The 12,224-nt window shown below is 41.1% G+C and carries 10 protein-coding genes and 1 tRNA gene; 3 read left to right on the forward strand and 8 right to left on the reverse strand.

Annotated elements, in window-relative coordinates; all coding sequences use genetic code 11:
* Positions 1-179 precede the first annotated feature (179 nt).
* The 5 genes from AC570H_RS09720 to AC570H_RS09740 all read right to left on the reverse strand — a co-directional run bounded on the left by AC570H_RS09720 (position 180) and on the right by AC570H_RS09740 (position 3,007).
* Positions 180-590 (reverse strand): DUF6157 family protein, encoded by a 411-nt coding sequence (locus tag AC570H_RS09720; RefSeq protein WP_497354146.1) that lies wholly within the window; start codon positions 588-590, stop codon positions 180-182.
* Positions 591-632: 42 nt separating this feature from the next.
* Positions 633-1,319 carry a DUF998 domain-containing protein gene (locus tag AC570H_RS09725; RefSeq protein WP_497354148.1) on the reverse strand — a complete coding sequence of 229 codons (687 nt, stop codon included), beginning with the start codon at positions 1,317-1,319 and terminating at the stop codon, positions 633-635.
* A 27-nt stretch (positions 1,320-1,346) separates the two neighbouring features.
* A complete protein-coding gene (locus tag AC570H_RS09730) occupies positions 1,347-1,559 on the reverse strand; it encodes a DUF4287 domain-containing protein (RefSeq protein WP_497354150.1) in 213 nt (70 codons plus the stop codon).
* Between the two features lie 2 nt (positions 1,560-1,561).
* Positions 1,562-2,107 (reverse strand): SRPBCC family protein, encoded by a 546-nt coding sequence (locus tag AC570H_RS09735; protein WP_497354152.1) that lies wholly within the window; start codon positions 2,105-2,107, stop codon positions 1,562-1,564.
* Between the two features lie 105 nt (positions 2,108-2,212).
* Entirely contained in the window at positions 2,213-3,007 is a 795-nt protein-coding gene (locus tag AC570H_RS09740; protein WP_497354154.1) for a helix-turn-helix domain-containing protein, read from the reverse strand.
* Positions 3,008-3,755: 748 nt separating this feature from the next.
* On the opposite strand from AC570H_RS09740, the gene AC570H_RS09745 reads away from it, so the two are divergent.
* Entirely contained in the window at positions 3,756-4,838 is a 1,083-nt protein-coding gene (locus AC570H_RS09745) for a nucleotide-binding protein (protein WP_497354156.1), read from the forward strand.
* Positions 4,839-4,985: 147 nt separating this feature from the next.
* Here AC570H_RS09745 and AC570H_RS09750 read toward each other — a convergent pair whose 3' ends face one another.
* The gene (locus AC570H_RS09750; protein WP_497354158.1) at positions 4,986-8,804 is read right to left on the reverse strand and encodes a tetratricopeptide repeat protein; all 3,819 of its coding nucleotides are present in this window, start codon (positions 8,802-8,804) and stop codon (positions 4,986-4,988) included.
* 650 nt (positions 8,805-9,454) lie between these two features.
* Positions 9,455-9,528 (reverse strand) — tRNA-Ile (locus tag AC570H_RS09755).
* 188 nt (positions 9,529-9,716) lie between these two features.
* On the opposite strand from AC570H_RS09755, the gene AC570H_RS09760 reads away from it, so the two are divergent.
* A complete protein-coding gene (locus AC570H_RS09760) occupies positions 9,717-10,352 on the forward strand; it encodes an HAD family hydrolase (RefSeq protein WP_497354160.1) in 636 nt (211 codons plus the stop codon).
* Between the two features lie 110 nt (positions 10,353-10,462).
* Here AC570H_RS09760 and AC570H_RS09765 read toward each other — a convergent pair whose 3' ends face one another.
* Entirely contained in the window at positions 10,463-11,725 is a 1,263-nt protein-coding gene (locus tag AC570H_RS09765; RefSeq protein ID WP_497354162.1) for a carboxypeptidase-like regulatory domain-containing protein, read from the reverse strand.
* A 67-nt stretch (positions 11,726-11,792) separates the two neighbouring features.
* On the opposite strand from AC570H_RS09765, the gene AC570H_RS09770 reads away from it, so the two are divergent.
* A complete protein-coding gene (locus tag AC570H_RS09770) occupies positions 11,793-12,110 on the forward strand; it encodes an Mpo1-like protein (RefSeq protein WP_497354164.1) in 318 nt (105 codons plus the stop codon).
* The last annotated feature ends 114 nt before the right edge of the window (positions 12,111-12,224 follow it).

A 12,224-nucleotide genomic window follows, 5' to 3' on the forward strand; every position in this document is an offset into this window, starting at 1 on the left:
ACAGGGCTGGAATAATCTTGCAACCAAAGTAACTGCTTGAATTTAGTATAGAATCAAAAAAGCCATTTCTTAAACAGAAATGGCTTTTCATTTTTTTGTGCCCATCAACATAGAGAAATCTAATTCTATCAGAAAGTACCTTCACAGGATTATACACCAACCCTATTTATTCATTGTGATTATCTAGCCGACCTCACAGCTTTTACTTTTTTGATTTTTTTGTTTGCCAAAAATTCCTGGTACGCACTGGTTTCCATTCCATAAAGAGCAATTTTCCCATCTACATCACTATGAATGCCAAAACCATAGGTTTTTGTTAGGGGCGAAGCTCGCAGGCAAGCCTGCCCTTTTGAGAAGAAATGCGCCCTTGCCTGTTCATATTCCCCTTCAGTTAGGTCATTTCTGTCGGCATAAACCTGGAACAAGATGTCGTCAGAAGTATATTGATAAGGATTTTTGGCAATTAGTCCGTACTGCATTTCTGCAACTGTTTTTTTGTCTTTACTCGGCGGTCTTGTTCCACAGTTAACTTTTGTATCTTCTGCCACTTCAATAAAGGTGTCAAAATAGTTTGTTGAATGAATTTTCATACTGCCACTCCTATTTAGAATTTTAGGCCCAACTATGAGCTTTTACTTCGCCTGTTTTCTCAAGATTCCTGCTTGCCTGGCCACTACAATTAGCCAGATGCAATAAGTGAATGCTTCAAAACGCATAGGGTATCCAACTGTTACGCTTGGTCCGGCCACCCCATTGTTCTGGGAAAATAAAACAATTATCGAAATAATGGAAATCAGAAAACCGAAAACTACCAATATTGCTGACCATAAAATTGGTTTTCTTACCGGTGCCCAGTTTGGGTTTTTAAATAGCGACCAGCTCCCAAGAACAGCCGAAAACGGCATTGCCAATCCCAGAGATCCTCCCAGGCCGTGTAACATTCCACTGATTGTGGCCTCTTCTGGATTTATAGTGATCGGATCGGTTACAAAAACACCTGCAATCAATAAACCCAATGAACTGACTAAAAGTAAAACTAAAGCTATTTTACCCAACACGCCTACAAACTGAGACCGGATACTAAAGAACAAGGAGGCATAAGCCAAGGCCCATGCGAGGAAGGCAATGACCATCATCCAGCCATGCTCACCGATTGCATATTCGCTGATCATACGCCAGGATGGATCGAGTTCTGCTTTAATGAAATGCAAGGCAACAAGCAAGATCATAAAGGTGAGGGTTGCGCCTATCGTTGCTTTTAGCCAGGATAGCGATATCTCGTTTACCGGTTTTGTGTTTTGAAGGGTTTGGACTTTCATTTTTCTTTTTATTTTAAATTAGGCTGATTATTCACGTTTGCCTTTGAGATAGGCATACATCGCGGTTGCGTGGCCATGTCCTAAGCTAAAATCCTGCTTTAGCCAATTGATGATTTCGGTGGCTTTAACATTTACGGTTCCATCTTTGATAAAACCTTTTTCTTCGGCAAGGAGCTGGAAATCTTTGGGCGTTTTGCCGGTTTTTTCCTGGATATTTTTGATATAAGTGGTGAAAGACATCGTTATGGTTTTTGGGTATGGAGTTTGATTTTTTCGAGTGTACTTTCTATATCGGCACCAATGATCTGATCCATATTGATAAACAACAAAGTAATGTTCATTGGCCAGTTCATGCCGCTATGGTATTCCCACAGCAAAGTGCTTTTATTTGGGTCGATGGGTTTAAAGAATAATGATCCGTTTGCAGTAAAAGCATAAGGGGCAATAAACCTGATGTTAAAGTCGATCTGTTTGTTTTCGATAAAATGGGTGTTTTCCCATTCTCCCGTACCTGCCTTTTTACTTTTACTCTCAAAATGAAGTATTGCCCCTGCCTGTCCGTCGACCCCTTTTATCTGAATTCTGGCATTGGGGTCATAACTGAGCCATTGGTTGAACTGTGGTTGGTTTTTATGAAAACTCACGTAGCTGTACACTTTTTCAACTGGTGCATCAATGGTAATTTCTCTTTTGATGGTGTAATTTTTACGGGTAAATATTGCGATTACACATAGCACAGCAATAATTGCAACCAATACTGCAAGGATTTTCAATAGTATCATTTTCATTTTTAATAATTAAGCGGATCGTATAAGTTCCTCAAAACTTATTGCGCAAAAGTATAATGAAAGGGCAAAAATGATCTGGTTCAAAAAAGGGCATCAATGGTAAATTCAGGGTCTTTCAGAAACCCTGAAAGCAAGCGGCGTAGAACCGGTGTACTTCCTGAAAAACTTCCCAAAATTCGAAGCGTCGGTAAAATTGAGATGGAAAGCAATCTCAGAGATGCTAAGCTGTGTAAACTTGATCATCAGCTTAGCTTCTTTTATCAGCCTGTCATTGATATGTGCAAGCGCATTCCTGGCAGTTATGGAGCGAACGGATTTTGAGAGGTAACTGGAACTTACGGTAAGCATTTCGGAATATTCTTCAACTGTCCGTTTGTTCAGGTAATGCATGTTTACCAGTAACAGAAACTTGCTGGTGAGCAGCTGTTGTGCAGAAAGCGGAATATTTTCTTTACGGTGCTGAACGGTCTCTGATTCTTTGAGTTGATAGAGCAGTGCCAAAAATTTATGTGCAGCTCTATTGTAGCTGGACTGCGAGGTTTCATAAGCGCTGAACACCTCTTCAAAATATGGGGCAAGTTCAGCGTACTGATCTTTGTCAAGTTGGAATAAGTTGGTGCTCAAAGGATCAAAAACCGGAAATTCGCTGGTAATTTTAGGTTTGAAGAAATCAAAACATTCTTCTTTAAAATAGATCAGGTATCCATCGGTATCTTTATCCCTGAAAAAGCTGTAGATGGTGTCTGGTGATTGGAACACCAGAAAAGAATCTTTAATGTCTTCACTGGTTTCATTGTAAGCTACGCTGGTCTTGCCTTTGGAGCTAAGCAGTGCCAGAAAAAAGAAACCTCTTCTGAACGGTGGCTTGTAGATGTCGCCGATATGTTCAGACAGTCTCATGCAATAGAACAATGGATTTGAAGTCTGGTGTATTACTGGGATTGAAGCTAAAAAACTGTTGATATCACTATAAAACGGTATAAATTCCTTTTTTTCTGTCATTGATGGGATGGCCTTATTTTGTCTTCTTTACCTGTAATATAGTCATTGCCGGCAAGCTTACCTTAGTGCTGGGTGCATTTTTAAAATCATTGCACCTGGCAGTCTTTTCGGTACTCAATTCTAGAAAATTTTTCTGAAAAACTTATAACTTAAGATTAATTCATCAATACTGTTTCGCTGACGAACATATCAAAATGCTATTTGGCCATGGCGTTTTCAAATATTGAATGTTTGTTATTTCTGGCCCTTTCCCACCTTTAGCGTATAATTAAGAACGGAGGAAAAATGTTATCATGTATAACAACCTTTTCTCTTATAATTGCAGGAACTATTAAGTGATTATGGATTTTTACGGATATAGCCAGGTTCGAACGAGCGACCGGGAGATTATGAGGGTTTGGTAATGCGAACTTGTATTAAAATATCGTTTTCTGACTTACAGACGCAATGTTAACTTTTAATTCCTAATCAAAAAAAACAAAGCAAAGTTTTTACCTCATTTTTTCATGGGAATAGTTTGATCTGCCTATTTGTAAATCGGCGTTAAAAATTGAAACCATGGTATATTGGCTATTTCACTAAAACTTTCCCCGAAACTCACAATTCAATATCCACCGACATTTATTTCGGTTTTTAAAGCATAAGTTTGTACGAAAATATTTTCACCCAATCAATGAAACCAAATGTCTTTATAGGAAGCTCAGTAGAAAATCTCGATCTGGCCTATGCAATTCAAGAAAACCTGGAATATGATGGCAATATTACAGTGTGGACACAAGGAATTTTTAAGCTTTCTTCCAATGCCCTGGACGACCTGATAACAGCACTTGACAGATTCGATTTTGCAATCTTTGTTTTTAAGCCGAATGACCTGATCCAAATGCGCGGAAACAGCCATAACGTGGTGAGAGACAATGTGATTTTTGAACTAGGGCTTTTTATTGGCAAACTTGGCAAGAACCGGGTATTTTTCCTTACTCCCAAATCTGCTGAGAACCTGCATTTACCAACTGATCTATTGGGTCATAACTATGGTGTTTACGATGATCATAGAGAGGATGGGAATTTAAAAGCCTCTTTAGGTCCATTTTGCAACCAGGTACGTCAGCAACTAAAAGAATTCATATATATAAACTTGTCGGACTTTGCTAACGAAACAGCAATTGCAAAGAAGATCGTAGTTGAACGACAAGCGTTTTGGGAGTATGAACTTGCGGTTGAGTTGTTAGAGAGCAAGATGTCGATTATTAACCAAAGCTATTCTGAACTTAAAGCGGATAAAATCATTCAACGTAAGACCAATGTAGACCGGGATCAGCTAACTGATTTTGTACAAAATTCGCTTGGAACGGTTATCGGTCTTGCCGAGCAATTCGTAAAGGCGCTTGAGGAGCTTACCCAATCATTCGGCCCCCCAGGTATAGCGGGAAAAGCTATCGAAATAAAAAACGCATTAGACAGGCTCGCTCAGATTGCACGTGAGCTGTTGGCGTGGGAATATGAATTAAATGCCATCTTAGTACCTAAGAATCTTGAAAGAATAAAGGAACTAATGAAAGGATGGAGCGCAGTTTTTATGGATCAGATCAACACATTAGCTCCTCAGCTCATCGAAATGATCAGGGATGCAAAATCAGGAAAAGCCATTTCCGGCAAAATCAACTTGGTTTTGGGAACGCCACCGGGTATGGATGAGATCGCTCAGCTTTTTAGAAATTCATATCATTAGACATTATGCATAAGTGCGATAAACTAACGAGGTGTTTCAGATAGTATCTAAGAGGTTATGTAATTGCAAACCAGTTGCGCCAAACCACGACCACAGCAGCAACAAGATATGGCAACGGTGACAATTTGAGATACTAAAGAGGGTTAATCAAAAAGATTTCGTATTAAAATATTCATTGAGGATGCCAAAAACTTTATTTCGGCTTTTTGATAACACTAGTATTTCTGATAATAGGCCAGTCAAGGTTTCTTTTACAACAGCGGCTTCATATATCTTGCATAAGTTGTCCAATATGCAGACAACGATCTTTTCCTTTGGTTTCTGCCGGTCAGCAACGTGCGGTTTCGAACTGCTATAAATCGCCGTTATAAAACCGGCAGCAACGTTCATTGAATGTTCCTGTGTAAGATTGCCAGCAATCAAGCCTTTAATGCCGGTGGTGAGCGGAGGCATAAGTCGATTGCCTGTAAACGCAGCACATTGCATCAAAACACCGATGGTGGCTGGCATGACCTGTTCATTTAGCTGAACTAGCGCAAACACATTTTCCTGGTATTCGTCAAATGTAATCTGGTTCAGTCTATAGAGCCCAAATAGAAACTGAAAAGTACAAAGACCTTCTACATCGGTTTCTGATTTGGCAATGCTTCTTACACTTGATTCTTCAGCAAAAAGTACCCCATCAACATCCTTTGTGGTTAAGATGGTGTCAATGGTGCTTTCACCTATTGTATCATCATATCCCTGTTTTTCGTTCCAATTAATTTTAAGCGCCGCCTGGCAGGGTACGACTTCTGTATGATCGGCAACCCACTGAAAAAGCTCTTCCAGAAAACTAATATGTTCGTCAATATCCTCCTTAGTCGTAACTTCCCTAATCAGTTCGTCCCCATTCCTGATCAGGTTAACGATGTTGTTCCCTTTCACTTTGGCAAAATCGTCCAATTGCTGCTGTATCAGATCAAGCGTAGACTTTAATACAATTTTACGGTTGGAAAGGTCCCTGACTCTCTCATGGAGCCCAAGTTGAAACAGGGTTAGCAACCCTATAATTTCAAACACGATCGGACTTCCCTTTTCAAATTTTTGCAGGGCGGTCTCAAAATCTTCCTGCATGACCATAGCATGTACCCCAACTTGGGGATTTGCAGCGCAATCCATCCAGACTTCTATGGGGTTTTTGCCTTTTAATACTGCAATGGCCGCTATAGGGAAATTCCCGGCTTGATAATATTCATTTAAGGTATCGCTACTGCCACTCTGCTTTTCCAGGATATCGAACAATGCGTTCCTCATTTCGAGCGGGCTCCCGGATTCCGGAAACTGGAATGTCCGCATACTGGATTGGTTAGCAAATACGGTTCCTATTAGTTTCAGGCTTTCCCTTATTGCAAAATCAAATTTAGGACTGATCGACAGGATTTCGCCAAAATGATCAGCATAGCTGGCGTGGATCGCTATCAAATCACCTACTTTTTTTCCCATCAGAGCCTTACCTTCATGGGAATGGATTGACCTCTCTCCTCTGGATTCGACACCATCAAATCGGTCTTCCAAGATAAAAGAGACTATATTGGCACCGATTTTCAGGGTTACCTCACAATCTTCGATTACCTCATCAAGAGCAGACCTGGTTGGTGGATTTGTCTTTTCCTCATCCAGATGAAAGGCAAAAAACTGGTCATGTGCTTCGGCATCATCATAAAATTGCCTCCTGGCCTCATAAGCGAAAGATCGCGCGAGTTGAACAAAGCCTGCTTTCAGCATTAACCTGGCCACCATGAACTGGTGCGTCAAAGACAGGTTTTTGTCCAGATGCCGAAAGTTTTCCATTTCCACTCGCAAAAGGTCAGTCTTTCTCTCTCGATCATATATGCAGGCCAGCCTCAACCGCATCTGCTGGTCATCGGGATATACCTTTAGGTAATCTTCACAGGTTTTGATCGCCTTTTCCTCATCCCGGATACGCTCATAAACATAGGAAACAAGTTCTGAACAGAGCCTGATTGGGCCATACTTTTCTAGCAGATCGTGCGCTATGCTTAAAATTCTCGCATTTTCCCCGATAACATTATAACACCGCAGAAGTTTTTCCAGAATTGGCGAATACACATTTCGGTCGACTACGAGTTCATAAAGCTCCGCGGCTTCCTGGTGGCAGCCGCATTTCTCCAGATCCTGTGCCAAAACTAGGATCTCATGCTCGGGCATCTCCGAGGTAACTTTGGATTTTACGGTAAGCAATGACTCCCTGAGTTCGGCCTGTCCCAACCGAGCATCGATCCTCGCCCGAAGCGTCATCGTTGACAGGTCTTTAGGGGCCAGTAGTTCAAGGGCAGAAACGCACCCCTCTGCTTTATCATATTCGCCCAAATGCACGTAGATGCCATAAATATCCAGCAGTGAGCTTATGTGCAGTTTTTTAGGCAGGGATTTCTCCATCAATTGCCTAAGCACCTGCTCAGCAGATCCAATTTCATCTTCAATCAATAAATGGTGTGCTTCCAAATATTCAAGTTCCAATAACTGTTCATCACTGGCCACTGCTTTCAGCTTGTCCAAAAGCTCCCTGACCTTGCCGGTCTTGCCCAATTCAATGGCAACAAGCAGGAGCTGATGCTGGACCTCATAGGACTCACTGATATTGCCTGCGTAAAGCACATCTTCATAATATCCCTCCTTATCGCCCAGAATTTTTTTCGCAATTCCCCTATTCAAAAGGTACCAGGCTCTTGTTCCTGCTAATTCGGTGTTTTGCACCTCTTCCCAGGCTTGGGTGTACATATTTACGGCCTGGTTCGCCTCGGCAAGTGTTTGGGAAGATATCTGCTGGCTCTCGATCTTGAAGCTATTGAATATCGATTCAAGAATGAATGTTGCATGCAATGAAAGAATTTCATACTTGTCTCCCTCCTTAACTTTCAAGGCTACCCTTAGCCATTTAAAAGCTGTTTTATAATCCTTCTTTTCCCTATATTTCCGAGCCAGTTCGAACACGACCTCTACGTTTTCCAATACCTCCGCCGGAAGCTCCATAACCAGTTCGTCAAGCTTGTCCAATGAGGCCAGCCTGATCTTCGAGGAAAGAATCCCAGCGTGCATCGGATCTATTGCCAAGCCTTTTTCAACCAGTTTGTTTGCTTCGTTTTTCTGCCCTTGGATTGTATATCCCAATATCCCAAAATTGATTGCTTTGATATTTTCCGCTTGAAAGCTCAGTCCTTCAACGAACGAATGCGCCGCGCTTTCGGGATCCAGCAGGTCGATATGACATATCCCCGTCAACGCAAGCAACCTGTATTTTTCACGGTCGTCCATTTTTTTCCAGTCGCTTTTTTTCAATAACTGGAAATGTTCAATTGCGCTCAATGGTCTTCCATTGGTACGATAAACAAAAATCTCATCCAGTCTGGCATCATACCCAGCCTGGCCTGTAGGTACGGTTTCATTAGCCAGGCTCAGAAATTGGTCAAATTTGGCATGAAGCAGCAAGAGCTGGCCAGAGTTCTCCTCCAAACCAGTTTCAATGCGCATTGTGCTATCTTCTATCCGCGTCAGCGAATTTTTTACCTCGATATCATAGGCATTGTCTATCTGCTCGCTGTTCGGAGAAAATACCCCTTTGAAACTGTTCTCATGCGCAGCCTTCATCCTGCGCATATCCTCAACCTTAAATACCTGCAGGTCATCAGTCTCCACATGGTGCTCAAGACACAAAGCCATCAAATTATCAAAATGGCGTCTTTGCTGATTTGTGCTATCTGGATTGAAACGCTTCCCGCCTTCCAGTGCTGCTTCAATATGACATACGTTAGCTATGAGCTTGTTTTTGTGGTTAAAAAGCCTATTGCTACATCCCGGGAAAGCACATTGATTGCCCGAAAGTGCAAACAACAGATTCAAAGTTTCCTTAGTAGGCGTTAAACGTTTTGGAACTTCTTTAAGGTTTTTATCAGCCGATGCCATATATGTTTTATTGAGAGTCAATCAATGATAGCAAAAAAGAAAGAAACTTGACAGAAAAAATTACAGCTCAATCAAAGGGAATATTTTAAAAATCTGCAAGGTTATAGGCTCTTATAGGTTTGTCTAGCCCTATCTTTTAACCGAATTTCCAGCTTTTTTATACGAACCGATGAAGCATTGGCGGATTTAACATACTGATCCTTTGCAAGTCCAGCATCTCTTAAAATAGGTTCTGGAATATTGGTATTCAAAGCAATATTTCCGTTTTTTAAATCCTTAGAATGTCTTTAGCAATTGTGTTTTTTATTAACTCAACACCTTTTCCGTAGCTAGTAGTTCCTGGATTGTACTTTTATAGCCAATACCCTGAAATGATGCCCCTGGAATGCCGTATACAATTGCTTTTTCCATATCCTTATGGAGCTTCTTGTCAAATTTTGACTGTTCCTTTTTTTACAGATGGCTGTCAAGCAGGTCATCTATATAGTACTCTAAGTTCATATCAAGCGAAAATGCATCCATTACCTTACTGGCTGGGTACAGCTCAGAACGATTGCCTGAGGCAATGAGATAGAATTTCGACGAAATCCAATTATGAAAACAAAAAAAGGGTGTTTCTTTATCAGAAACACCCTTTTTTTGAAATTTTGTGGGCCCAGCTGGGCTCGAACCAGCGACCAAAAGATTATGAGTCTTCTACTCTAACCAACTGAGCTATAGGCCCTGAAAAACCACTTGGGTTTTGCGAGTGCAATGTTACGTATTTGCCACGAATTTTGGAAGTCCTTTACATGGAAAAATTAAAAAAAATTGTTTTAAACATACCCAAGCCATCAATATTTTAAGCTAATTCGTCAAATTTTAAAGGGCTCAAAACTTTTTGCGCGTATATTTGTCAAATAGCAGTATAGCATGAACAACATCAAGAATATTATTTTCGACTACGGCAATGTGATCTTCGAAATCAACTTTGAACGTACCCAAACCGCACTTGCCCAATTAGGCATCCATAATTCGACGCAATTTTTTGCCCATCAAACCCACAGCAACCTCTTCGACGATTTTGAAGTGGCAGGCATTACGCCCGATCAGTTTCGAGACGGCATTCGCGTAGCCGCAGGCAATCCTCATTTGAGCAATGTTCAGATTGATGAAGCCTGGAACAGCCTATTGATCGGCGTTTCTGAAGGCAATCACCAGGTGCTGCTTGATGTAAAAGAAAAATATCGCACCTTCTTGTTGAGCAACAATAATGAAATCCATTACGGTTGGATCATCAATTACCTGAGAAATACATTCAACATCGAAAACTACGACGATTATTTCGAAAAGGCATATTTCTCGCAACACATGAAACTGCGCAAACCCAATGTAAATATTTTTGAACAGGTAATCAAAGACAATAACCTTGATCCAAGCGAGACCTTATTCATCGACGATAGTCCACAACACATCGAAGGCGCCAAAAAAGCTGGTTTGCATGCCTTGTTAATGGACGTCCACCCAGAAAAACTGAGGACCTTCCTGCAACAAAACGGAATACTTTAGTGAATGGTTATTAGCGGATTGGCTGATTAGTAGATTGATCATAAGATGAATTCAAAGTAGGCCCTGAAAACCGCCAACTCAAAACTGACCTTTACTCCCTTAAAAAACACCTAAGGACCAAGTGGCACAAAATCCCATGGCAACAGTTGAGCAATTCTTCTTTCGGCCATATCGCCATAAATAAAGAGGTTATCTTCAGGATAATAGCCGTTGCTTTGGACATGGATTTTGCCCTCGCTTACAAAATACATGAAAGTAAACTTGTTCTTTGGATTGATGGGTGCATTCGCCGTTACATAACCATGAGCCTTCGCCTGCTCTAACGAGATCTTGCTCGGGCCAGTGCTAGGCTTTGGCTTATAACTGATCATCAGCGTATCTTTAAAAGCAAGAGCTACTGTATGCGAAGCCCGATCTAACTGGGCCAATCTTCTTGCCGATACATAAGTGGTATCAAATGCCAGCACATCGTCCTCCTTCATTATTTTTTGATAGTAATTGGCTGTATCTCTATCTTTAAAAAGCGTTTTAAGGTTGTAATCGGCACTTGTTTTAACCGTAAACGTTTCTGCCAAACGGCGCTGCACAACTGCCTCTACCCGCTTCTTCTCTGCATTTTTGATCGATTTATAGGCATACAGGGTAAAACCCTCATTAGTGAGTGTATTGGCATACAAAGCACGCATGAAATGCAATTTCGAACCAAAATAAACTTGATCCCTTCTAAGTTTGAGCTGTTCGGGTGTGCTTTTTGCGTTCTTCATATCTTCAAAAAAACTAGAGTACTTCAGCAACAGTACATCCGTATTAAAAACATAGCTAAAATCTTCCAAATCGAGTTTAACCACATAGCCAAGCAGGTTGTTTTCGATTTCAATCGGCGATTTGGCAAAAGCCCTTAGTTCGGTGCTTTCCTTATCGTAGTAAAAAGCTACTGCGTTTGGATTTCTAATCCTACAGGCATTGCTAAAATGAGGATCATTGCCGAATAGCACCTGCGTAAAGAAATCGCCCCATTTTTTAAAGTTGTCGTCTTTGTTTTTGATGGCACGAACCACTACGGCATCCAAGGTTTGGTTTTGTTGCTCCAGGCTAATTACAATTTCCTCATTCCTTTCGCCGGCAACTACCACAATTTTTTTCTGGTAGGCAACATGCGAGGCCACCAGTTCTACTTTTCCAGAAAAAGGGACCGTTAAGCTAAATTTGCCATCGGCATCGGTTACCGTCCCTATGGTGCTGCTGTTAATGTAAATGCTGATGCCTGGCAATGGTCCTTTGTCCTTTTCGTCAACAACCCTACCTTTAATTAGCATTTGAGCCTGAGCAGCTACAGAAATGAAGAAGAATAAAAAGAGTAAATATTTTTTCATAAATTTAGACAAGCCTGTAGGTTCTCCATAAGGCTCAATATCGAAAAAAATGGTTAATTTTTAAGAAATGAACGAAAAAAGATTTACTTCCTTAAAAGAATTCTATCCTTTCTACCTGAGCGAACACCAGAACCTAACCAGCAGGATTTTACACTTTACTGGAACGGGACTGCTCATCTTGGCCATCATCGCCGCCATACTGTTCCTCAATTGGCGATTCCTGGTAGCGGTGCCGTTTATCGGCTACGGCTTTGCCTGGGTTGGGCATTTCTTTTTTGAAAAGAACAAGCCTGCCACTTTTCAATATCCCGGCTACAGCTTGGTGAGCGATTTCATCCTGTTTTGGGACCTGCTAAGTGGCAAACAGCCCTTTAGGGTTAAATAGCTTTTGCCTATACCCTCATAGAGAAAAGCAGTTTGATAGTGGAAGCTATCCCTTATACCTTTACTGATAACAAAGCGTTGGAATATGGAACAGTACTTCCTTCCGGTCTCTGTT

This window comes from Pedobacter sp. B4419, assembly GCF_059693725.1.